This is a genomic window from Ureibacillus sp. 179-F W5.1 NHS (assembly GCF_045369345.1).
Taxonomy (GTDB): Bacteria; Bacillota; Bacilli; order Bacillales_A; family Planococcaceae; genus Ureibacillus; species Ureibacillus halotolerans.
In genome coordinates this window covers 1-24386 of record NZ_JBIQFG010000016.1, presented here as the reverse complement: position 1 = coordinate 24386, position 24386 = coordinate 1, and the positions used below count along the sequence as shown (strand labels likewise).

The window sequence follows — 24386 nt, the reverse complement described above, 5'->3', positions numbered from 1 at the left end:
ATCGCACCTACCCTTAGGTTAACTTTTTAATATGAAATTAAGAATGGAAAGGTATTTTTGCGGAGGCGATTCTATGATGTTTCAAGATTATAAAAGCCGAATTAAAGAAATTGAGGGCAGTCAATTTCCTTCTAATAGTTATCGTCAAATGGTACTTCAACCAGCATACGATGAAGCGAAAAAGCATTTTTTAAGAGCAATGGTACACATACATATTGCTCATTTAAAAATGCTTGAAGAACAACAACTAATTACAGAAAATGAGGCAAAACAAATCGGGCAGGCTATCGCGAAGCTTGATTTGAATTACTTTGAACATCGAGATTACAATCCACAATTTGAAGATTTGTTTTTCCGCATAGAAAATAAATTAATTGAACTTGCCGGTGATGTGGCTGGTAATTTGCATATAGGTAGAAGTCGTAATGATATGGGGATTGCTATTTATCGCATGACATTACGAAAAAAATTACTCACTCTTATGAATGAATTGCTTGCTCTTCGCTCTTCTTTAATTGTCTTTGCAGAGGAGCATATCGATACTATTATGTTAGGCTACACACATACACAACAAGCACAGCCAACAACTTTTGCCCATTATTTAAAAGCTGTCATTGATCAGCTGACCCGCGATTTCAAACGGATGCAAGCAGCCTTTCAAACGATTAATCAAAGCAGTATGGGAGCAGCAGCCCTTACAACAACAGGATTTAAAATTAATCGTGAACGGATGAAAGAGTTACTTGGATTTGATGGAATAATTGAAAATGCATGGGACGCTGTTGCAGGGGCCGATTATATAGCAGAAGCAGCCAGCGTTGTGCAACTTGCTGCCTTGAATCTTGGGCGTACATCACAAGATTTCTTACAATGGGCAACCCAAGAATTTAACGCTTTTAGCCTAGCAAGCCCCTACGTCCAAGTAAGTTCCATTATGCCGCAAAAACGAAATCCAGTATCTATCGAACATACACGCTCTTTACTATCATCGGTTGTAGGCGATGCTTCAACTGTTTTACAAATGATTCATAATACACCTTTTGGAGATATTGTGGATACCGAGGATGATATGCAACCTTATCTATGGCGAGCTGTGGAAAAACTTCGTGGTATCTATAAACTATTTGGTAGTTTAGTTGTTACGATGGATGTAAATAAAGAAAAACTTCTAAAAAGGGCCGAAAATAGCTTTGCCAACGTAACGGAGTTGGCCGATTCCCTTGTTCGTTCTGAAAACATTTCGTTCAGACAATCCCATCGCATCGTTAGTAGTTGTGTGAAAACTTTATTAGAATCAAAAAAGGATTCTCTTCAAAGTTTAACTTGGGAATTAGCTAATGAAAAATCCATTGAAGTAACAGGAAAACCTTTAAAAATATCAAAAGAACAATTTTATAATGCATTAAAGCCCGATTTCTTCGTTAAAGTTCGTACATTAAAAGGCGGTCCAGCGCCAGCAACGATGCGAAACTCCCTTTTTCAAGCTCAAGCAGTTTCGCCTTTATTAGAACATTGGGTAAAAGAAAAGGATGAACAAATAGTACAATGTGAAGAGCAACTACAAAAGTTTTTAGAAGGTTGGAATAAAGAATGAAGGAATCAATCATTTTAGCTGTCGATGGTGGTGCAACGAAAACAACTTTAACGATACGATCTGAAAAAGGGGAAAATTTTTTTGAACAAACCACAACCGGTTCCAACTACCAAACGATAGGAGAAAATGGTGCCATACAAGTATTGAGCGAGCTACTTTCTAAAGCCTACCATTCTACAAATTTAAAACAAATTCATTTGGCTGCCTTTGCCATTGCTGGAATGGATACTGAATTAGATTTTAAGATAATTAATAGGATTATACAGCATAGCATAGAAAAGTCCTCGTTTAATGTGGCGAACATGATTGTAGAAAATGATGTCCACGCCACATTACTGGGTTTAGTAGGGAATCACCCTGGGGCATTGCTTATTTCGGGAACTGGCTCTATTGCCTTTGCTACTAATGGAAATGGGAAGATTGTTCGCACAGGCGGATGGGGACACCGCGCAAGTGATGAAGGCAGTGGTTACTGGATTGGCCAAAAAATATTAAATACCCTTTTTCGTATAGAGGACGGCCTACTTGCTGGACCAACCATCTTGCAACATCTTGTTTTTGAAAAACTACAAATTACAACGATGGAAGAGCTGATGGCATGGCTCTACCACCCTCATTATACAAATGCTCAAACAGCTAGCATTAGCTCAATCTTGCCAAAGGCCGTTTCCCTAGGTGATGAGCATGCTATAACAATTGCTCAAAATGCAGCCTATGAACTCTATTTGTTAGCAAAAGCGACTTTATGTAAAATCCATTATGAAAATGAAACATTCCCATTCTATTTAAATGGTGGCGTTTTAAAACACCATCCAATGATTTTAAAGCGGTTCAAGCAATTAATTTACCAATCCTTCCCCTCTATTTCGATTGAACTATGTACCGAAGAACCGATTGAATATGTTGTAAAAAGAGCCCTTCATTATGTAAATCCTGAGTAGTGACGATACTATTCAGGATTTTTATTTTTAAATTTGATGTTAACAGTTTCACTATGAATCTAACTGATCAACAAATACTTCAATTTTGTAATCTGATATACCACTAGAATCTAGTTGTTCTCTAAAAAAATTATAAGTGTCTTCTTTATGTTGAATAGTATCTATTCTTACTGTTAAAGTCCGTTCTTCAATGGCTACCCCCATCGCATGTAAGCCAAACTTAGTTGCCGCTTCATCAAATAACGAATCATTCAAAACCTCTTCTATCCCTAGTTCTTTTACACTCGATTTCATTTCAGATTGAATAAAGATTACTAGTATTATTACTAATAAAAAACCAAATCCAAATACTTTCTTCAAAAATTATCCCATCCTTTAGAATATTCTCTATCATAAAATGCTCTAATATTTCTGTTTTAATAAATTCATTAAATTCTCTTTCACCCTATCCCATTCTTCATCAAGAATGCTATAAAACACATTGTCGTGCATCGTACCATCACCTTTCATACGATGTTTGCGAAAGATTCCTTCCTTTGTAGCCCCTATTCGTTTTATCGCCTTTTGCGAACGTTCATTTTGTCCACTAACTGAAAATTGAACCCGTATGACTTGTAACTCTTCAAAACAATATTGAAGCAATAAAAACTTACATTCAGTATTTGCCCCCCGTTCTCCAAAAAGAAGGGGAAAGCCACGTCCAACCAATTTCTACACTTCGATTAACTAAATCTATGTCTCCAATTCGAGTAGTTCCGATTACTTTTCCGCAAACTTTATCTTTAATGATGAAAGGGATTTGTTTACCTTCTTCTTTATTTTGAATAGCCGCCATAAAAATTGGCTCAAAATCATCAATTGTTTTAACTTCTCGCCAAGTATATTTCCATACTTCCGGACTTTTTAATGCTTCAAATAACGAATCTTTATATTTCATTTCAAGGGGAATAAGAACAATTGAATTACCTTCTAATAATATTTCAGTCTCTATTTTCATTTTAGTATGGATCTCCTTTATCGCGAAAATAGTCTCACATTGTACTTATTCGATTAAAAAAAGAATTATCCTTCCGGATTCTTCCCCCTTCGATAAACCCTATATCCGAAAGGTTTTTTAGTTCTCTTATATATTTATAGTTCTTATAAAGTTTTTTTCTTACTAAAATAGACAAATTTTTAGTGCAATTCTGAAAATTTCTTTGTATTATAGTAATAATTTTATATTTCTTTATTAGGAGGATTTTACTGTGAAGAATTCAATTAGATGGAGAATTATATCCATAGTCCTAGTCATCATCATTTTAGGGTTGGGGACATTGTCTACCATTAGTTCTGTTTTAATTACTTCCAAAACCGAAGATAGTATGGTAGATCAAAGTGAAGTAGTAGTTAATGGGCTTTCTTCAACTATTACAACATTTTTATCAACTTACGAGAAAAGTATATTAAAATTAGCTTCTTCTCCAGACGTACAAAATTTCCATTCCAACTCTAAGGTATATAACGACAGTGCCGATCGTCTATATCGTTCAGATTTAGCTGACTATTTATCTATCTATGATGCGGCATCAGGTATCTACTTTACTGATGGGGAATACACAATTATTGAACCCCATTTTGACGGTATAGCAGATTTAGATATTCAATCCCGTCCTTGGTATACTAATGCCGTTCAACATCCAGATCAATTTGTATGGTCATCTCCTTACCTTGATAGTGTTTCTGGTGAGTATGCGATTACAGGTTCAGTTGCTGTTAAAAATGGAGATGAAGTTATAGGTGTTTTAGGTGTAGATATTTTATTATCCCAACTGACGGATATGTTATCAACTATCGAACTAGGGTATAATGGCTACCCTTTCATTCTAGATAATACTGGTGTAGCAATCGTTCACCCTACAAAAATGGGAGAAAACTTAAGCGAAGAAAAGTTTGTTCAATCGATTCAATCGGATAAAAAAGAGACAAACAATTTACATAGTTCAATTGATGGAAAAGAGTCAATTACTGTTTACAGTAAAATACCAGAGGTTGGTTGGACTGTAGCAGCAGTTTATGAAAAAGATGATATTCATGCACTATCGAATAGTCTTCAAAAAGTGATTATCATTGTGGCTGTTGCCATCGTAATCGTCACTTTAGTCGTGTTATACTTCTTCATTTCTCGTACTATAAAACCTATCCGTCAATTAGGTAACCTAATGGAAGAAGTATCAAAAGGTGATCTATCTGTCAATATCGATATAAAATCGAAGGATGAAATTGGTGTCTTGTCGCAACACTTTAATTCCATGATTAAAAATATGAAAAACATTATTCAAGTGATTCAAGAGTCATCGAGCCATGTTGAAGAACAATCCCAACATTTAAGTGCCCTAGCTGAAGAAACGAGCGCTTCCAGTATGGAAGTATCAAAAGCTGTTAATGACATTGCAATCGGTGCTACGACTTCATCGGAAAATGCGGATCTAGTAACAGAAACAACAAGTCAATTAGGTGAAAAAATAAATGGTATGAAGATTCAAACAAACTCACTCCATGATATTGCAAACGAAGCTGACCAATTAAATATTATCGGTCATGAAAAAATGAGAAACTTACTTGGCTCCTTTGATCACTCGAAATCTGAATTAACGAATATGGTTTATGCAATTAATAATCTAGAAAATAAAGTGGCTGCAATCGGCACGGTGATGAACACAATCTCTGAGATTTCAGCTCAAACAAATTTACTTGCCTTAAATGCAAGTATAGAAGCTGCCCGGGCAGGTGAACATGGCAAAGGCTTTGCTGTTGTGGCAGAGGAAGTTAGAAAATTAGCCGAACAATCGGCAGCCGCAACGGAACAAGTTAAATCAACGATTCATGAATTACAATCAGAATCCCTTCAAGTAACACAACAAATGGAAGGGATTCAAAACACATTCGATAAGCAAGGAATCGTTGTAGAAGACACAGGTTCCCTATTTAAAAACCTTTCTTCTCTTATTGAGAATATGGAGAGCACCTTTAAAAATGTGATTTCTGAAATGGAAGGAATTATCAACTATAAAGATCGAGTAGTACAAACGATTGAGGAAATGTCACTGACAGCCCAATCTACTGCGGCTGCATGTGAAGAAGTAAGTGCCTCTAGCGACGAACAACTTACTGCTATTCAATCTGTTGCAAAAGCTTCTGAGCAACTAAATCACTTAAGCACCGAATTAGCGACTACAATTAGTCAATTTAAAATAGATTAGAGTTTTTTTCTGTTTAGCTAAGTAAATAAGGAAACCAAGGAATGTTATACATCCTTGGTTTTCTCATTGTGTATGTTTTATTGTTTATGAATTATTGGATAGTAAATAGAAGCGTTTCCATTAGAACTTCTCTTTTATAGGTCTAAAGAAATATTTTAATAGAGGTATAACAAACCATCTATTGACATAAATTAACACTTGATGTATAGGTAATAATATATACATTTAAATATGCAAATAAGATACTCTTTTTTAAAAGAGACTAATTTTGTTTTCATTTAAAGGAAAGAAGGGACTTATGATTAAGAAAAAGAATCAAACGATGACCCAGATTGCTCTAGGAATAGTGGTAATGTCTATTGTAGTGACATTGTTAGGGCAGTATACAGACACATTTAAAATGTCTGAAAGTTCAATATGCGGTCTGGGGTTATTAACAAACAGCACTATTCACAATTTAGGAATTATTATTTTAGTTGCTATTCCTACCCTCCTCTGTATAACATCTTTAATCTTATACAAGTTAAGTGGTGGTCTTCACAAATCCATCCCACTGTTCAACACGTTAACATTAACCTTTGGAAGCATTGCGTTAATTTCTGGTTCAGGTGGAATGTCGGAATTCCATTTTTCTATCTTTATGGTAGTTGCAACTTTAGCCTACTATCAGAAAATTTACCTTGTAATCGTAATGACAGTCATTTTTACGCTTCAGCATATCATCGGATTACTGTTTGCTCCTCTTTTTGTATTTGGAGTAATAGAGTATCCACTAACAATGGTAATCGTACACGCAGTATTTTTAGTTTTAACTTCCGGTGTAGTCATATGGCAAATCTATAACTCTCAAAAATATGAAAAAGAAGTTGAAATCGAAAAGGAACGCCAAAAACAAAATGTAACCCAAAGTATCATTCAACGTATTTCTTCAACAATGACAAGTTTAGCAGAAACATCTAAACAACTCGTTTCGGAAAATGAACAAACATTAGGAATAAGTCACAATGTAGCGAACTACGTTAACGAAGTTTCTGATGGTGCCAAACTGCAACTCAATAAATATAAAGAAAATGTGGTGAGGGTATCCGAAGTAAGAAAATTAGTTGAAGATATAGAAAATCTATCTTTAGAAGTAGATAAAGCGAGTGCAGACTCTTCATTACAAGCAAAAGACGGGTCCCATTCGATTGCTAATCTAAATCAACAAATGTCCAAAACAAATGACACTATCGATGAATCCGTAAAAATTATTAATGATTTACATCATCATTCGAAAACCATTAGTCAAATACTAACAATGATTTCTGAAATCGCAGAACAAACAAACTTTTTATCGTTAAATGCATCCATTGAATCGGCTAGAGCTGGAGAACACGGTAAAGGATTTGCTGTCGTTGCCAATGAAGTTCGTAAGTTGGCTGATCAATCTAAACAATCGACAAATAAAATAAAAGAAATCGTCTCCGTTTTATCTTCCGGCATTAATCATACGGTGACGAAAATGGCTGAAGTAAAAGAAGGATTCAAGATAGGCGTTCAATATTTAAAAGAAGCAGATCAATCCTTCAAAGGAATCATCCATTCTACAATCGATGTAGAAGAAAAAGTAAAGGGCGTAACCGTTGCAATAACTGATATTAGTAAACGAGTGAATGACATTTCTGACTCGATATTAGAAGGAATGGACCTTGCCACATCAGCTTCCCAAAATACCGGCAATGTAGTAAGAAGCTCAAATGAACAATTAACCTATATTAATGAAGTAGCTCATATTGCACAAATTTTAAAAGACTTAACTAACGAGTTAGAGGAAGTAATCGAAACTTTAAAAGTTTAGGAGTAGCACCCTTTTAATTATTAATCAGCCAGAATACCCCTGGCTGACCTCCTCTTATAAGTTTCTTCACATGCCATGAATAAAGGATTGTACCCTATCTAAACCCGAAATAATTTACTTAAATTTGGATTGACTAAAATAAATAAGAAGGCAACCTATAGGCGCCTTCTCTATTTTATAACTCCAATTTTTTCAAGCCTTCCTCTGTAGAGAAATATAAATATCCATCTTCTACAAATAAATTATCGACTTCTCCCCGATATAAAGTAGATTCATCCGAGCCGTCCGTTCGGATTTTCGTTAAATAGGCGCCATTGGAATAATTACTAAAATATATCCATTCACCAGCTCCTACAATGTATTGGGCACGGCTATTTGTTAATGGCGCCGTCTCACCAGTATTTAAATCCATTCGATACAACAAATTATTGTCATCTACATTACTATAATAGATAACCCCATCCTGCTCATAGGCGTGATCGATTTGTGCCATAAACTCAAACTTGGAACTTTTCGCTTCTGGGTAATCGGAGTGGATCCATGTATGGTCAAGCTTTAATTTATCATCATTCACTAAAAAATACTCGTAACGGACGATATTTTTCCGGTCTGGTGTCGGGTCATTCCACGTTGTATCAAGGTGGTACCATTCACCATCAACCTTTACTAAATTCCATGCATGTCCTCCAGTATATACTTCACCGACAACATATTTTGTTTCAACACCTAATGCTTGTAGCATTTTTAAAGCTAGCAGCGCATACCCTTGGCAAACTCCTTTATTTTCTTGTATTACTGCGTATGCACTATGGGGACTGGCTGCCGTGTTTGTACTATATTCCGTATTTTTTACAATATAATCATTAACAAATTTCACCTTTTGGAAATCCGACATTGATTCCGCATCCACGGTTGAAAGAATGCTTGCTACTTTTTCATTTACAACGTCCTCTTGGGCTGGATTTGTTAAATACGTTTGATGTACCTTTATCTTAGCATCAAGGCTGCTATATTCATATTCGATTGTGCGCTCAGCCAAATGGCCAAAAATATATTGATCACGACTTGCTGCATCATCGATTGCTTTTTGAATAATGTTTTCAATATCTGCCGTACTACCAACATAGTGAATTTCAAAATTCGTTTCCCAACGGCTTAAGTAATAATAGAAACTATCAGCTAACTCTTCCGTCGTTTGAACACTATTAGGCAATTCAACGTCTACCGTAGTTAGTGCATTGGCCGCTGTATTTACAAGGGTTTCTTTCGCAGAAGAAACAGAAGATAAAACTTCAGAACTTGCATCTTCAATTTTCACTTCATGATTATTTAAAAATTGCATCACATCGTCGTACCATTGGGAGCCGAAATCATATATCGGCTTAATCAGTACGATGGCAATGACGAGAAATGTTATTCGTTTTAACAAAGTACAATCACCTCTACATGATTTCAACTTCCTGGCATTACGAAATGTTAGATTTCATATTCAATACTTGGTTCGTATTTTTCGCCAAAAATGTTCTTTAATAGTTCATGGGCTTCTTCTTTCATTTCATCTGTAATGGAAGAATAAATAACGGAAATCGCTTTTGTAATAATGACAATATCGTCAGCCAAACCTACAGTTGGTAAAATATCTGCAATAAGGTCAATAGGTAAGATAAAGTATCCAAGCACTCCTAAAATCATCAGTTTATGCTCTTTAGGCATATCCGGACTTTTCAAAGCACAATATAATATGGCAACACCGTATAAAACTCTAAAGCCTAAATTCATACCGTACTTTTTAACTTTATTCAAAAATTTATTTGGTGAATAGTATTTTTCTTTTCCTCTAATGGTTGTTTCTAACTGTAAGTTTTCCTCCAATTTAACTTCCTCCTCTAAAAACGATAACCTATTGTTTTTCCATAGTACTATCATTACCAATTAATTAAAAAAGTACTACATAAAAGAATACTCCCTATAAAAAATAGTAGTTCCTTTTGTAGTACTAATCAGTTAGTACGAAAAATCTTTTAAAGTCTATTACTTGAAATCATTATAGGATCCTTTTAAAAGGAAGGAATGCTTACATATCTATTATAGTATCTTGTCCAAGGAGTGTAAAAGATTGTTCCCTAAAGGACAAACTCTCTAATTAAACAAGCTTTTTCGACGTGTTTTGCTAAACAATTTCAACCGGGATGTGTTGGAAAGTCCTCACATTAAATAACCCCGTATCCGTTAATTTTAGCTCAGGAATAACTGGCAAACTTAAGAAAGATAAAGTTAAAAAGAAGTGAAAGTGTAAATCTGAATGAATGTCGTGAAGTGCCTTATGTATATCCTCCAGCTTCTTCACAGCTTCTTCTGCATTTAATGAAGTCATAAGACCAGCTATAGGTAATGCAAGGGACCCGATTACTTCCCCCTCATCTACTACAACAAGCCCACCTTGCATCGCCTGTAATGCTTCAAGGGCTACAAGCATATCTTGATCATTTGTCCCAACAACAATTGCGTTATGAGAATCATGGGCAACTGTAGTCGCTACTGCTCCCTTTTGCAAACCGAACCCATGAACAATTGCTAATCCTTTTGTACCGAGAGAATGATGACGCTCGATGACTGCAATTTTTAATAAGTCCTTTTCAATAGAAGGAACAAAATAACCATTTTCAATATCTACTTCTTTTTCAATATGCTTCGTTATAATTTGATTTGGTATAATTTCGATAACATTTGCTCTATTTCCTTTACTAAATGTTATGGCCAAATCTTTTTCAGTTAGTTTTGGAATATGGACGGATTGGAGAATTGTTTGACCGACCGTTGTTTTCTTTTTTTCCTTCTGGAATGCTTTACCTTTTTCGGCAACCTTCTCTCCATTTTTCCATACCGTAGCAATTTCCATCGTTTGTAAATCCTCTAGCATGACAAGGTCAGCAACATATCCTTCTGCAATAGCCCCTCTATCATAGAGGCGGTAACACTCTGCTGCATTTAATGTGGCAATTTGAATTGCTTGTAGTGGGGTCATACCCTGTTTAATCGCAAGGGACACGGCAAAATTAATACTGCCCTCTTCCATTAGTTCATCCAAATGTTTATCATCTGTACAAAAGGCAAAACGTCGCGCATTGGCAGGTGTGACAGCTGGCAATAAATCCACTAAATTTTTTGCAGCCGAACCTTCTCTCATCAGTACATACATACCTTGTTTAATTCGTTCCCGTGCTTCTGCTGCCGTTACACATTCATGATCTGTTTGAATACCTGCAGCGCGATAGCCTCGAAGTTGTTCTCTATTTAAGCCAGCTCCATGGCCATCAATAAGTTTATTTGCCTTTTGAACAAGGCTTAACTTATCTAGCATGTCCGAATCCGTTTCTAGAACGGCCGGAAAGTCCATTACTTCTGCAAGGCCAAGGACTCGTCCATGTTTTAAAAAGGATGCTAAATCGTTTGCTTTCATGACCGCTCCAGAATTTTCAAAAGAAGTACTTGGAACACTGGAAGGCAACATGAAATAAATGTCCATTTTCGCATTTTCTGCATCTTCTAACATGTATTCCATTCCTTTAGATCCTGAAACATTGACGATTTCGTGAGGATCAGTAATAACAGAAGTAATACCATGGGGTAATAAAATTTCGCTGAATTGGGATGGAGTTAACATTGAAGATTCAATATGAATGTGTGCATCGATTAATCCAGGAATTACGTATTTCCCTTCTGCGTCTTCTATAACGGATGCTGTAAACTCGTCTTTCTCATCAAGGGCTATAATTTTCCCCTCTGCTACAACGATATTTGCCCTTCTCCAACATAGAGAAAAGACATCTGCAACATAAGCATTTTTTAAAATAAAATCTGCTTCCATTTTCTTTTGGGATATTTGAATGGATTTTTTTATCGTTTGGTCGCTCATTTTAACAGCCCTTTCCCTATGGAATTGTTTATTCCTACTATCATACAATATATTTTTATAAATTTCGTAATATAACTGTCAAAGAAATGAAAAATCCCTTTGAACATATTCCGCGTTCAAAGAGATTTCTATTTTTATAATTCATGTCGAGGCACTGCTACCCAATGACTTGGAACTATTTCTTTTAATACAGTATTTTGGACATCGTATTTATTTGCACTCGACTCTTTATCTAAAAGACGCTTCTTTTTCTTTTCAATACCTGGGTCCGGAATCGGTATCGATTGTAAAAGGCTCTTTGTGTAAGGGTGCTGAGGATTGGAATACAACTCTTCACTTTCCGCTAACTCGACAATTTTTCCACCATACATAACTGCCACTCGATCACTTATATGTTTGACCATTGATAAATCATGGGCAATAAATAAATATGTTAATCCTAATCGATGCTGTAAATCTTTTAATAAATCAACAATTTGCTTTTGAATCGATACATCGAGGGCAGATAGTGGTTCATCGCAGACGATAAAGTCTGGCTCCACTGCTAAAGCTCTAGCAATCCCAATACGTTGTCGTTGACCACCGGAAAACTCATGGGGATAACGGCTAGCATGCGCTTTATTTAAACCTACTAATTCAAGCAACTCCTCTACCCGTGCTCTCCGCTCTTCTTTATTTTTCACAAGCCCATGAAGATCTAACGCTTCTCCTATAATATCCAACACTTTTTTCCGTGGGTTTAAGGAAGAGTAAGGGTCTTGGAAAATAATTTGCATATGTCTTCTCATTGTTTTTAATTGTTTTTTTGACAAACGTGTAATCGGAATTCCTTTATATAAAACATCTCCATCTGTCGGTTCATGCAATTGCAGAATAGTACGCCCTGTTGTTGATTTTCCAGAACCGGATTCTCCTACTAACCCCAACGTTTCCCCAGGATAAATTTCAAAGGATAAATCATCTACCGCTTTTAATATTTCTCCTTGGCCAAGATCAAAATGTTTTTTTAATGATTGTATTTCGAGAAGAGGCTTAGATAAATTAAAGTCCATATTATTTAAAGGTGCTTTTTTTGGTTCCTTTTTTTCATGGAGTTTTGGAAGTGCATTCAATAAACGTTGTGTATAGGGATGTTGAGGATTGTTGAAAATTTCTTCCGTCGTTCCCTCTTCAACAATTTCTCCTTCCTTCATTACAATCACTCGGTCGCACATTCCAGCTACTACACCTAAATCATGAGTAATTAAAATAATAGATGTGCCTAAACGCTCCTGCATACTTTTCATTAGTGATAAGATTTGCGCTTGGATTGTAACGTCTAATGCGGTTGTTGGTTCATCTGCAATAAGCAATGAAGGATTACATGCTAATGCCATCGCAATCATTGCCCGTTGTCTCATCCCCCCAGAAAACTCATGAGGATATTGTGTGTAGCGTTTTTCACTATTTTTAATTCCTACTAGCTCTAACAATTCAATTGTTTTTTTATATGCTTCATTTTTAGAGACTTGTTGGTGTTTTTTTAAACTTTCTGAAATTTGTTCGCCGATTCGAATAGTTGGGTTTAAAGACGTCATCGGGTCTTGAAAAATCATACTAATATGTTGACCTCGAACAGATTCCATTTCCTTTTCGGACTGTTCAACTAAATTTTTTCCTCGGAAATGGATTTCACCAGACTTTAAGAAACTAGGTGGGGATGGAAGTAAGCGCATAATAGAGCGGGCCGTAACACTTTTTCCACTTCCAGACTCACCTACGATTCCGACTGTCTCCCCTTTATTGACATGAAAACTTACACCTTTAACCGCTTCAAACTCCTTATCGTCGACGATAAATGAAACACGGAGGTTATTCACCTCTAATATTGTATTGTTCATTTTTATCATCCTTTATAAAAATAAATTTTATTGACAATCATTTACTCATATCATACTATACCACTAGGAATAGTTTAATATGGTAATTCGTTTATTTCAAGATAAAGATATTTATATTCTTCGAGAAAGGAGGACTTCAATGAATCAAAAGGGAATTACCCATTCTTCCAAAACAACATCCATTTTTGACAGTACCTTTAAAAAACTATCGAATAGAAGAAGCTATTTGATGCTTTTATTTATACTCGGGCTGCCAGTACATATCGTAACGTTCATCCTATTCCATTTGAAAAAAGAACAATACCAACAGCCTTACAGAAAAGCTTATGAAATCAGTAAACAGGAAATTGTTTCTAAGGGACACGTTGAAGCATGGAAGCAACAATTTTTGGAACAGGAAAATAGAAAAGCTTCCTTCTTTCATGAATCTTTATCAAAGGAACAAATAAATAAGAACGTTGATCTCCTTGTACAAGAGAAGCTTCAAAAAGAAGTAGAAAAACAAGTGGACTTATTAGGATTAGAGGAATATACGTATCAAAATTTCTTTATCCATCTCTTACAAAATAAAAAATTTTTAATTGTTTCTGCTATACCTGGGCTATTGATGTATAGTTTTTTACTTCTTTATAGTAATCCGTTCGTACAATTCATTTTTGAACGGGTCATCCAAACTCTTTTCGTTATATTAGGTGTAGCAACACTTGTTTTTACGATTCTTTATATTTCACCATTAGATCCGGCTCGAAATATTCTTGGAGTCGAAGCAACTCCAGAACAAATTGAAAACTTTAATCAACTTTATGGCTTAGATCAACCTTATTTCGTTCAATTATGGCATTCCCTTTCTGGACTATTTACTTTCGACTTAGGAACTTCCTTTGCAGGAAAAGAAGATATTATGGCTAGTATTGCAAATAAGTTTCCTGTCACACTCGAAATTGCTGTATTTTCACTTTTGATGTCCATTATCATTGCCATACCAGTTGGCATCATTTCAGCTATCCGTCCAAACTCATTTTTAGACTATTCTTTTATGATTTTGGCGCTAATTGGGCTTTCCATCCCTGCTTTTTGGCAAGGATTGATATTTATTTTAACGTTCTCTTTAGAGCTTAATTGGTTCCCTGCAACGTATAATCCACAAAACTGGTTATCACTCGTATTGCCAGTCGTTGTTCTTGGAACATCCTTAACAGCGTCCATCGCTCGAATGACGCGTTCTTCAATGCTAGAAGTCATACATGAAGATTACATTATTACAGCAAAAGCAATGGGATTAAATGAACGAAAAGTCGTTTTCCAACATGCGATTCGAAATGCGATGATTCCGATTATTACTGTTATTGGGCTCTTGTTTGGAGGAATGCTAGGCGGTGCTTCCGTAACAGAGAAAGTCTTTAATATTAGTGGGATTGGAAGCTATATCGTTGATAAACAATTCATCCCAGACATCCCTGCCATTTTAGGTGGTGTTGTTTATATCGCTATTACGATATCCATCGTTAACTTAATCATTGACATTACTTATGCATTCTTTGATCCACGAATTCGCTCAAAAATGAAAAAGGAGGGGTAATGTGAAGGTCATCTCAAATGTAAAACTGCTTTTAAAAATAACACAGGAATATGGAAATGCTCATTTTACATTATCCTTTTCTGCTATTTTTTCATTCTTGTTTTTTCTTTACAGTTTTAATTTTAATAGCCAAACCGTTCGACCTATCGTTTTAACTCTATTCCTTATTTATCTCCTAACCACTTTATATGTTTGGTTTATTTCGAAACAGATAAAAAGAGACTTAGCAACTAGTAGAGAAATTCAAAAGCGTACCCGATTACTCGGTATCCCTTTAATATTCACGATACTGGTAGGGAATATTTTTTCGAGTAGCTACGGATTTACACTTATAACAAAAAATAAGACGCCGGAATATATTTTCGCCATTTACGCTTTTTTAACTCAAATTCTGATTATTGGCATTTCCGCTCTTAATCTATTTAAACCTTATGTCGTTGATTCATTTTTATTAGCTATCAGTCTATTTATTGCTCTAACGATTTTCTATGGATTTATGCTTGTACTCGTTGCCAACCTTGTAAGTTCAACCTTTGCCCCTAAATGGATGTTACCTATTGGGATTGTTCTATTATTCCCATTATTAACTGGGAACTTATTTTCCTTTCTATTAGGAATTGGACTAATCAAAAAAGCACGTAATAAAGATGCTTCTTCCATTGAAAAATGGCAAAAAATGTGGCGAAAAATTTTAAGTAATTCTATGGCTGTATTTGGTCTGTTTTTTATTATTTTTATGTTTTCATTATCCGTTATAAGTCCTTGGACCTTTGACTATGATTTTGCAACTGAAAATAATTATAGTGCTATTTTGCAAACACCCACCCTTGAATATCCCCTTGGAACTGATGACTTCGGTCGTGATTTATTTTCAAGGATTGTATTTGGGGCCCAAATTTCATTAATTGTTGGTTTTTCCGCTACCGTTATTCCAGCTGTTATTGGAGGAACACTTGGCGCACTTTCAGGTTATTATGGCAAGAAAACGGATAACATCATCATGCGTTTGTTAGATATTTTATATGCTATCCCTGGAATTTTATTAGCGATTGCCATTATCGCTGCGTTCGGTGCAAATACTGTGAATTTAATTATCGCCCTTAGCGTTGGTTCGATCCCTACTTATGCACGTACAATGCGTGCAACCGTGATGCAAATCTCTAACTATGAGTTTGTAGAATCCGCTAGAGCGTTAGGAGCCTCCGATAGTTCGATTATTTTTAAACATATCGTACCTAACTCGTTAGCACCGATGATTGTAAAAGCAACTTTAACAATAGGTGGAGCTGTCATTTCAACAAGCAGCTTAAGTTTCCTCGGCTTAGGAGTAGAACCACATATTCCCGAATGGGGGAATATTTTAAAAATCGGTAGCACTTACCTTGAAACCCATTCATATTTAGCAATTTCCCCTGGGGTTTGCATTATGTTACTCGTACTATCATTTAACTTCTTTGGTGATGGTTTACGTGATGCATTAGACCCTAAAACAAATTAAAAAACTATTTTTTGGAGGTTCATATGAAAAGACTATTTGCCCTTTTACTTGTAGCAGTTCTCGCTCTTGCAGGCTGTGTACAAACGAAAAAGGATGTTGAAGGTGGAGGAGATGCTGATACATCGACTTCTGGTGAAAAACCATCTGTTGAAATTTTAGGAATGGCTTCAAACGAAAATGATATAAATATTTTACGTGACCAATTAACGAAAAACGGCTTTGATGTAGTGTTAAATATTCAACCGGATTATGGTTCTTTTTCAGCTCAAAAAGACGCTGGTAACTACGATGTCGCTCTATCTAGTTGGACTACAGTAACAGGTAACCCTGACTATGCTGTGCGTGGTTTATTCAAAACAGGCGGAGACTACAGTGTTGTTAGTGATTCAAAATTAGATGAATTAATCGATAAAGCAAGTACATTAACTGGCGATGAAGCAAAAGAAGCTTATAAAGAGCTTGAACAACTTTTAGTATTTGATCAAGCTTATATTGCCCCCCTATATATTTCGAATAAAGCACAAGGTATTTATTCAGCGGAAGTAAATCCTGAAACGGTTCGTCTTCCTAAATCCCGTGCACAAGTATGGGAATCCATTTCTTTTAATGATGAGTCTCTAAACGAAAGCGAAACGCTCGTATTACATCAAGCAATTTCAACGCTTACTTCTCTTGATCCTATTAAAGGGAATGACGGTTCTATCAATACATTAAATACAAACATGTATGTACGTTTAGTAAACTTAACGGATGATGATAAAGTCGTTTCAGATGGTTCATTATCTTACAACCACGTAATGGCAGATGGCAACTCTGAATTTTACTTCATTTTACGTGATGATATTAACTTTGCAAAGGTAGAAAACGGAACAGCAGTTGACACGAAAGAGCTTGTATCAGCGGAAGATGTTGTGTTCTCTTTAAACCGCGCAAAAGATCCAAACTCAGTTCCAGACCACCGCACATATAGTATTCATGAAAATATTGAAACTGTTGAAATAGTGACGGATTTAGCTGAATTACAAAATGGAAAAGTTGCAGGTTCTGACGAAACAATTTTAGATGCTTTATCAAAAGGTTTACCAGCACCAGTAACAGAATTAGTCGATTCAAAAGAGGAAGTTGATAATGCCTCAGGGAAATACCAAGTGGTTAAAATTACAACGCCTAACCCATTCCCACAAGTATTAAACTATTTAGCTCACCAATCCGGTGGCATCGTTTCTGAAAGGCAAGTTTCAAGTATCAATACTTATGACGTAGCAAACTATGATCCAAATAAAGATGTTGCCTATGGTGACCAAGCAACTGTGACAGAAGGCGACTCATATAACAACCATTTATATGCGAGCGGCCCATACATTTTAGTGAAAAAGAATGATTATGAAGCAACATTCGTGAAAAATCCTGCTTACCGAGTAGGTAGTGAATATGAACCAAAGATTACGAATATTTCTGTACGCTTTATTGATGATAACGATAGTGCATTATCCGCATTACGTAATGGGGAAATTCATGTACTTCAATCCGTACCAGAAACGAAATACGATGTCGTTACTTCAGATAAAAACTTAACTTTAAACCAAGCTGATAGTAACGCGGTATCGTACTTACAATTCAACACATCAGGTCGTGAAGTTTCAGATTCAGCTGATTTACGTAAAGCTATTCTTTACTCAATAAACCAAGAAGAATTTATCACTTACTATCAAGGTAATAAGCGTCCAGCTGTTTCAACAGTATCGCCATTAATTGATACTGGCTTAAAACTTGAAGCAGATAAAGAAAAGGTTGCAGAATTCTTAAATGCTTATAACGAAAGTAAATAATCGTCATCTTTAACCATCATAAAAACTCGAGTATACTAAAATACTCGAGTTTTTTATTTTTAATGGGTTTGTCCAATCAATAACAGTTCCTCTTTAAACGACTGTAGAGCTAGTTCTTGATTTACTTCCACCCCTAGCTCATGCAATACTTCCCCTACGCTTCGAATTGCTTGTTCTAGCATTTCCGCAGTTGTATTCCCCATATGACCAATGCGGAAAGCTTTGCCTGCTAAGTGGGCCAAAGCTCCAGCGACAATAATTCCTTTATGGGAAAGTAACGTTCGAAAAGCTACATCATCTACCCCTTCAGGATATAAAATACAACTTAAAGTAGGGGCTGACACTTCTTCATTAGCTAAAGGTTTCATACCGAACGTACGTAGGGCAGCACGTATCCCTCGCCCAAAAGCAATATGACGTTGCTCCCTTTGTTTTATTCCTTCTTCTAGCACTATATCCATTGCCTTTTGGTATGCATAAATTAAGTTTACTGGTGGCGTTGCGAAATATTTCGATGGATCTTGCATAATAGGGATCCAATTCTTTATATCACAATAGTAGGCAGCTACTTCGCCTAAGGCATCCCTTGCTTTTAAGGCTGTTTGATTGAAAGCTATGATCGCAAGACCCGGTGGAATACCAATCGCTTTTTGGGATCCAGTTAATACAATATCAATCTTATATTCTGCATTTCCACCATAAGACTTACTCATATTCTCATCAAGGGCAGCCGTAGCAACTACTCCATCCAATATAACTAAGGCACCTGTTTTTTTAATTAATGGTACGAGGATGTCTAAGTCTGAAAGAACCCCCGTCGAAGTATCTGCATGCGTAATTGTTACCGCTTTATATTCTTTTTGTGTCAATGTTTCCTCTACAAGTAATGGATCCACTTGCTTGCCCCACTCTGCTTGCAACACATCTACTTCAATTCCATAAGCTTTTGCTAAAGGTTTAAATCGATCACCAAAATAACCATGGCTTATTACAAGTAGTCTTTCTCCTTTTCCAATCGTATTAACGATTGCCATTTCCATTGCCAAAGTTCCTGATCCTGCAACAATAAATACTTCCCCATCGGTTTGAAGCAACTGTTTCGTCTGTTCAATAGCATTTTTATAAATTGCTACAAACCGAGGATCCGTATGTCCCCTAGTTTCATTCGCTAAAGCATCATAAATCTCATCTATAACCGGTGTTGGTCCTGGCACTAAAAGCAATTCCTTATTTTTCATGTGACACCTTCCCTTTATGTACGTTTTTCTATCCTTAACCTTTTCTCCAATAATCGATGATTTCCCTTCTTTAAAACAAAAAGAATGTCTTACTAGCTATTACACTAGTAAGACACCCATCCCCATGTCGAACAATTAATTTATATATAATCCCCTTAGAACGAAGGAATAAATAAAGGAGGCAACCTTTTCATCCCTTTTGTAAATTAGCTTATTTTTTCATAACCCGGTAAAGTTAGAAATTCAATAAACTCGTCTTGCTCGATTAAAGTTTTAAACAGTTCCGCCGCCTCTTCGTAACGACCACTGTTATAAGCCTGTTTCCCAACAGCTTCTTTAATTTTTGCAAGCTCTTCATTTAATACTTCCAGTGTTAACTCCAATGTCACTTTACGTCCATCTTCTAAAATTCCCTTTTCATGACGAATCCATTGCCATACTTGGGTACGGGAAATCTCAGCAGTTGCTGCATCTTCCATTAAATTATTAATAGGTGCAGCACCATTTCCTCGTAACCATGATGCAATATATTGTACACCTACACTACAATTGATACGAAGACCTTCTTCTGTAATTGTACCTTTTGGTACGGCAACAAGATCCTCTGCCGTTACTTTAACATCTTCACGTTTTTTATCAATTTGATTCGGTGTTTTCATAATCGCATCGAATTGTTCCATGGCAACCGGAACTAACCCTGGATGAGCAACCCAAGTACCATCATGACCATCCGTTGCTTCACGACGTTTATCTTCCGCAACTTTTGCAAAGGCAAGTTTATTCGCCTCTTCGTCATTTTTTACCGGAATTTGGGCTGCCATACCGCCCATCGCAGGGGCATTCCGTTTATGGCAAGTTTGAATACATAAGGATGTATAAGCCTTCATAAACGGAACGGTCATTGTTACTTGACCACGGTCTGGCAAAACAACATCCGGCTGATTTCGTAATCGTTTAATAAAGCTGAAAATATAATCCCAACGACCACAATTTAGTCCTGCTGAATGCTCCCGCAGTTCATATAAAATTTCGTCCATTTCAAAGGCAGCAACGATTGTTTCAATTAATACAGTTGCTTTAATTGTACCTTGTGGAATATTTAAATATTGTTGGGCATAAACAAACACATCGTTCCAAAGTCTTGCCTCTAAATGACTTTCAAGCTTCGGTAAGTAAAAGTATGGACCGGATCCGTTAGCCAATAATTCCTTTACGTTATGGAAGAAATACAAGCCAAAGTCAAAGAAGCTACCGGACATAGGTTCCCCATCAACGAGTACATTTTTTTCAAGTAAATGCAAACCACGCGGCCGAACTAAAAGAACAGCGGTTTGTTCATTAAGTTTATACGTTTTCCCATTCGATTCTTGGGTAAACTCAATAGTACGACGGACGGAATCCCGCATATTAATTTGACCAGCAATCATGTTTTCCCATGTTGGCGTCGATGCATCTTCAAAACATGCCATAAACATTTTGGCACCAGAGTTTAATGCATTAATAACCATTTTGCGGTCTACTGCCGGCCCAGTAATTTCTACACGACGATCTTGTAAATCTTTTGGAAGGGGGGCAATTGTCCAATCTCCTTGACGAATTTCCTCTGTTTCTCGTAAAAATTCTAGTTGCTCACCCCCATCAAGTCGCTTTTGCCTTTCATTCCGTTTTTCTAATAATTCCTTTCGTCGCCCATTAAACTTATCATGAAGTGAAACAATGAATTCAAGTGCCTCAGGCGTTAAAATTTCCTTTGCTTGTTCTGTTAGTTCCCCAACAATTTTAAGCTTTTGTGATGTTGCCTGTTCCATTTTCAAAATCCCCACCCTTATATAAATAACATTATTCAAATCATGCCTAGGCAAATTTCAAACATTCGTTATACGAATTGTTCTGCTTCTGTAGATCCCGCCATTGCAGTTGTTGACGATGTACCACCAGAAATTGTTTGTGACACTTCATCAAAGTAACCAGTACCTACTTCACGTTGATGTTTTGTAGCTGTATAGCCCTTCGCTTCTAAATCAAACTCCGCCTGTTGAAGTTTTGAGTATGCAGCCATACCATTATCTTTATAGTCTAATGCAAGTTCAAACATCGATTTATTAAGTGAATGGAAACCAGCTAATGTAACGAATTGGAATTTATAGCCCATTTTCGCAATCTCGCGTTGGAATTCTGCAATTTCTTTATCTGACAGTTTCGCTTTCCAGTTAAAGGAAGGTGAACAGTTGTAAGCTAACATTTTGCCTGGGAATTTCGCATGAATCCCTTCTGCAAATTGACGAGCTTCTTCTAAAGATGGATTGGAAGTTTCACACCAAATTAAATCCGCATACGGTGCGTACGCTAAACCGCGGGCAATTGCTTGCTTAATGCCTGCTTTCGTACGGAAGAATCCTTCTGGCGTACGTTCCCCTGTAATAAATTCTGCATCTCGAGGGTCAATATCACTAGTTACCATGTCCGCAGCATCGGCATCTGTACGTGCAATTAAAATTGTATCTACTCCCATTACGTCCATTGCAAGACGAGCAGCAATCAAATTACGAACAGCGTTTTGAGTAGGAAGTAATACTTTCCCGCCAAGGTGACCGCATTTTTTCTCAGAAGCAAGCTGGTCCTCTAAATGAACGCCAGCAGCACCCGCTTCAACCATTGATTTTACAAGTTCGAACACATTTAAAGGTCCGCCGAATCCAGCCTCTGCATCTGCAACAATTGGTGCAAACCAGTCGAAGCCATCATTTCGCCCTTCTGCATGATCAATTTGATCTGCTCTTTGTAACGCTTGATTAATACGTTTTATAACTTGAGGCACTGAGTTAGCTGGATATAATGATTGGTCAGGGTACATTTGGCCAGCAAGGTTCGCATCTGCAGCTACTTGCCATCCAGATAAATAAATCGCTTTCAAACCAGCCTTTACTTGTTGTACCGCTTGGTTACCAGTTAACGCACCTAAAGCATTAATAAAGTCTTCTTCATGCAATGACTTCCAAAGACGAGCCGCACCTCTTTTGGCTAAAGTTTGTTCAACTACTACAGAACCTTGTAATTTTACAACTTCTTCAGCAGTATATGTTCTTTCAATCCCTTTCCAGCGTGGGTTTTCTGCCCAATCCTTTTTTATAGCTTCAATTTTTTCTTGTCTTGTTGACATGAATATTCACACCTTCCCCTTTGTTTAAATACAATCTGTTAAAAATTTTTTGAATTTACTGTTCCATAACAGAAGTATTTGATGTAAATTAATATATAACAGAGTATTTTATTTTTCATTATTTTCTGACGAAACCTTTAGAATTTGGGATGAACTGGTATTAATTCGTGATGAAGTATTTAGATTTAGTTATAACACTTAGGGGGATTCTAAATATGAAAATAGGAAATTTGAATGTATCTAAAGAGGGCTTAGAGCAATTCAAACTTATTTTAGAAGATTGGCTACCAAAGGATGCATCTTTAGCCATTGCAACGGATAATACGTATATTTACTATTGTCCTAGCATTCATCATATTCATTTAAAAACGGGGGAATATGTTCATCCAGATAGCATTGCCGCACAAGTCCTGAAGCATCGTAAAAAAACTGAATTGGTACTTGATGCGTCCACCCTTGGAGTACCCTATTATACAATGGGATATCCTATTACGATTGATCAACAAGACGCTGCCTTAATTATTATTTTGCCTTCCACATATTTTCCGGAAAAACAACAATCCTTTAAATTTTTAACTGGGAAACGAGATGAAGATTGGACTCCTATCCCCGTTAAGCAAATATCCTATATTGAAAGTCTGCAAAAACGAACTTGGTTTTACACCGACAATGAACAATTTAAATCAAATATGACATTAAAGGAACTCCAAACTAAACTTCCAGAATATTTTTTGCGCATTCATCGATCCTATATATTAAATATTTACTATATAAAAAAAATCTCTCGAGACTTAACGTCAAACTTTGTTGTTGAACTTAAAAATGGAGAAGAACTACCCGTTAGTCAGTCTTATATCCATGATTTGAGAAGAGCACTAGAGTTTTAATCTTTTTATAAATATAATTTTGTTAAAATTTAGTAACTACCATCTTTGTAGATGACATCGAATCGTTTATAATTACTATTAACTTAATTGGAGAAGAGGCGATGTCATGAAAATAAAAGATATTTATAGTGATCTCCCAATATTGGAAACAGAACGTCTAATCCTTCGAAAAATAACTCTCGATGACTTAGAAGAAATGTTTCATTATTGTTCTAATGATGAAGTTACAAAATATTTAGTGTGGGATACACACAAAACGATTGAAGATACGAAAGCCTTTATCGACTTCTCATTAAAAAGATATAAAGCTCATCAACTTTCTCCTTGGGGCATCGTAGACAAAGAAAATAAAAAATTCATTGGAACCATCGATTTTATAACATGGGACACAAAACATAAAACAGCTGAAATCGGATATGCCCTTTCTCATGAACATTGGGGGAAAGGGATGATGACGGAAGCAGCAAAGCAAGTGATTTCTCTCGGCTTTGAACATATGGACCTTACTCGTATTCAAGCACGATGTTTTGTAGAAAATTTTGGTTCAGAGCGGGTTATGCAAAAATCGGGCATGACTTTTGAGGGCATCCTCAGAAAATCGATGTTTGTTAAAGGAGAACATAAAGATTTAAAAATTTACTCCATATTAAAGGAAGAGCATGAACAAAATTAAGTTTAAAGAGACCACTGAATTTTCAGTGGTCTTTGTTGCCTAGCAACGTCCTACTCTCACAGGGGGTACCCCTCAACTACCATCGACGCTTTCTGCGAAGCGCGATGACACG

At 36.2% G+C, this 24386-nt stretch carries 19 protein-coding genes; 9 read left to right on the top strand and 10 right to left on the bottom strand.

Annotated features, from left to right (window positions below; genetic code table 11):
* Window positions 1-73 precede the first annotated feature (73 nt).
* Window positions 74-1594, top strand: a complete 1521-nt coding sequence (gene argH / locus ACH0B5_RS09235) for an argininosuccinate lyase (RefSeq protein WP_122972693.1) — start codon at window positions 74-76, stop codon at window positions 1592-1594.
* The gene (locus tag ACH0B5_RS09230; RefSeq protein WP_341361421.1) at window positions 1591-2535 is read left to right on the top strand and encodes an N-acetylglucosamine kinase; all 945 of its coding nucleotides are present in this window, start codon (window positions 1591-1593) and stop codon (window positions 2533-2535) included. Before argH ends, ACH0B5_RS09230 begins: the two co-directional genes overlap by 4 nt.
* Window positions 2536-2586: 51 nt before the next feature.
* Here ACH0B5_RS09230 and ACH0B5_RS09225 read toward each other — a convergent pair whose 3' ends face one another.
* The 3 genes from ACH0B5_RS09225 to ACH0B5_RS09215 are packed head-to-tail and all read right to left on the bottom strand — an operon-like array spanning window position 2587 to window position 3532.
* Window positions 2587-2895 (bottom strand): YolC/YozM family protein, encoded by a 309-nt coding sequence (locus tag ACH0B5_RS09225; protein WP_406927756.1) that lies wholly within the window; start codon window positions 2893-2895, stop codon window positions 2587-2589.
* A gap of 42 nt (window positions 2896-2937) precedes the next feature.
* Window positions 2938-3177, bottom strand: a complete 240-nt coding sequence (locus ACH0B5_RS09220) for a GNAT family N-acetyltransferase (protein WP_406927755.1) — start codon at window positions 3175-3177, stop codon at window positions 2938-2940.
* Between the two features lie 13 nt (window positions 3178-3190).
* Entirely contained in the window at window positions 3191-3532 is a 342-nt protein-coding gene (locus ACH0B5_RS09215) for a GNAT family N-acetyltransferase (protein WP_406927754.1), read from the bottom strand.
* A gap of 250 nt (window positions 3533-3782) precedes the next feature.
* Between ACH0B5_RS09215 and ACH0B5_RS09210 the strand changes: the two genes are divergently transcribed.
* Together ACH0B5_RS09210 and ACH0B5_RS09205 are read left to right on the top strand one after the other, a co-directional pair.
* Complete coding sequence (locus ACH0B5_RS09210; protein ID WP_406927753.1) at window positions 3783-5777, top strand: methyl-accepting chemotaxis protein; 1995 nt, start codon at window positions 3783-3785, stop codon at window positions 5775-5777.
* 298 nt (window positions 5778-6075) lie between these two features.
* Complete coding sequence (locus tag ACH0B5_RS09205) at window positions 6076-7614, top strand: methyl-accepting chemotaxis protein (RefSeq protein WP_122972689.1); 1539 nt, start codon at window positions 6076-6078, stop codon at window positions 7612-7614.
* 175 nt (window positions 7615-7789) lie between these two features.
* Here the strand turns inward: ACH0B5_RS09205 and ACH0B5_RS09200 are convergent, their stop codons facing one another.
* The 4 genes from ACH0B5_RS09200 to ACH0B5_RS09185 form a co-directional block, all read right to left on the bottom strand.
* Window positions 7790-9043 (bottom strand): DUF5050 domain-containing protein, encoded by a 1254-nt coding sequence (locus ACH0B5_RS09200; protein ID WP_406927752.1) that lies wholly within the window; start codon window positions 9041-9043, stop codon window positions 7790-7792.
* A 47-nt stretch (window positions 9044-9090) separates the two neighbouring features.
* Window positions 9091-9486: a YkvA family protein gene (locus tag ACH0B5_RS09195; protein WP_241559345.1), complete on the bottom strand. Its 396-nt coding sequence runs from the start codon at window positions 9484-9486 to the stop codon at window positions 9091-9093.
* Between the two features lie 298 nt (window positions 9487-9784).
* On the bottom strand, window positions 9785-11530 hold the full coding sequence (gene ade / locus ACH0B5_RS09190) for an adenine deaminase (protein ID WP_174232692.1): 1746 nt from the start codon (window positions 11528-11530) through the stop codon (window positions 9785-9787).
* 134 nt (window positions 11531-11664) lie between these two features.
* The gene (locus ACH0B5_RS09185; RefSeq protein ID WP_122972687.1) at window positions 11665-13410 is read right to left on the bottom strand and encodes an ABC transporter ATP-binding protein; all 1746 of its coding nucleotides are present in this window, start codon (window positions 13408-13410) and stop codon (window positions 11665-11667) included.
* A 139-nt stretch (window positions 13411-13549) separates the two neighbouring features.
* On the opposite strand from ACH0B5_RS09185, the gene ACH0B5_RS09180 reads away from it, so the two are divergent.
* Genes ACH0B5_RS09180 through ACH0B5_RS09170 form a run of 3 tightly spaced genes read left to right on the top strand, consistent with a single transcriptional unit; the run spans window position 13550 to window position 18316 of the window.
* Window positions 13550-14989, top strand: coding sequence for an ABC transporter permease (locus ACH0B5_RS09180; RefSeq protein WP_406927751.1), 1440 nt, complete (start codon window positions 13550-13552; stop codon window positions 14987-14989).
* Between the two features lies 1 nt (window position 14990).
* Window positions 14991-16487, top strand: a complete 1497-nt coding sequence (locus tag ACH0B5_RS09175; RefSeq protein WP_122972685.1) for an ABC transporter permease — start codon at window positions 14991-14993, stop codon at window positions 16485-16487.
* A 23-nt stretch (window positions 16488-16510) separates the two neighbouring features.
* Window positions 16511-18316 (top strand): ABC transporter substrate-binding protein, encoded by a 1806-nt coding sequence (locus tag ACH0B5_RS09170; protein WP_122972684.1) that lies wholly within the window; start codon window positions 16511-16513, stop codon window positions 18314-18316.
* A gap of 59 nt (window positions 18317-18375) precedes the next feature.
* On the opposite strand, the gene ACH0B5_RS09165 is transcribed toward ACH0B5_RS09170, so the two are convergent.
* The 3 genes from ACH0B5_RS09165 to aceA form a co-directional block, all read right to left on the bottom strand.
* On the bottom strand, window positions 18376-19554 hold the full coding sequence (locus ACH0B5_RS09165; RefSeq protein WP_122973715.1) for a pyridoxal-phosphate-dependent aminotransferase family protein: 1179 nt from the start codon (window positions 19552-19554) through the stop codon (window positions 18376-18378).
* 206 nt (window positions 19555-19760) lie between these two features.
* The gene (aceB, locus tag ACH0B5_RS09160) at window positions 19761-21362 is read right to left on the bottom strand and encodes a malate synthase A (RefSeq protein WP_122973714.1); all 1602 of its coding nucleotides are present in this window, start codon (window positions 21360-21362) and stop codon (window positions 19761-19763) included.
* 68 nt (window positions 21363-21430) lie between these two features.
* Window positions 21431-22714 carry an isocitrate lyase gene (gene aceA, locus ACH0B5_RS09155; protein WP_122973713.1) on the bottom strand — a complete coding sequence of 428 codons (1284 nt, stop codon included), beginning with the start codon at window positions 22712-22714 and terminating at the stop codon, window positions 21431-21433.
* Between the two features lie 215 nt (window positions 22715-22929).
* On the opposite strand from aceA, the gene ACH0B5_RS09150 reads away from it, so the two are divergent.
* On the top strand, window positions 22930-23601 hold the full coding sequence (locus tag ACH0B5_RS09150) for a LytR/AlgR family response regulator transcription factor (protein ID WP_122973712.1): 672 nt from the start codon (window positions 22930-22932) through the stop codon (window positions 23599-23601).
* Between the two features lie 106 nt (window positions 23602-23707).
* Window positions 23708-24274 carry a GNAT family N-acetyltransferase gene (locus ACH0B5_RS09145; RefSeq protein ID WP_406927750.1) on the top strand — a complete coding sequence of 189 codons (567 nt, stop codon included), beginning with the start codon at window positions 23708-23710 and terminating at the stop codon, window positions 24272-24274.
* The last annotated feature ends 112 nt before the right edge of the window (window positions 24275-24386 follow it).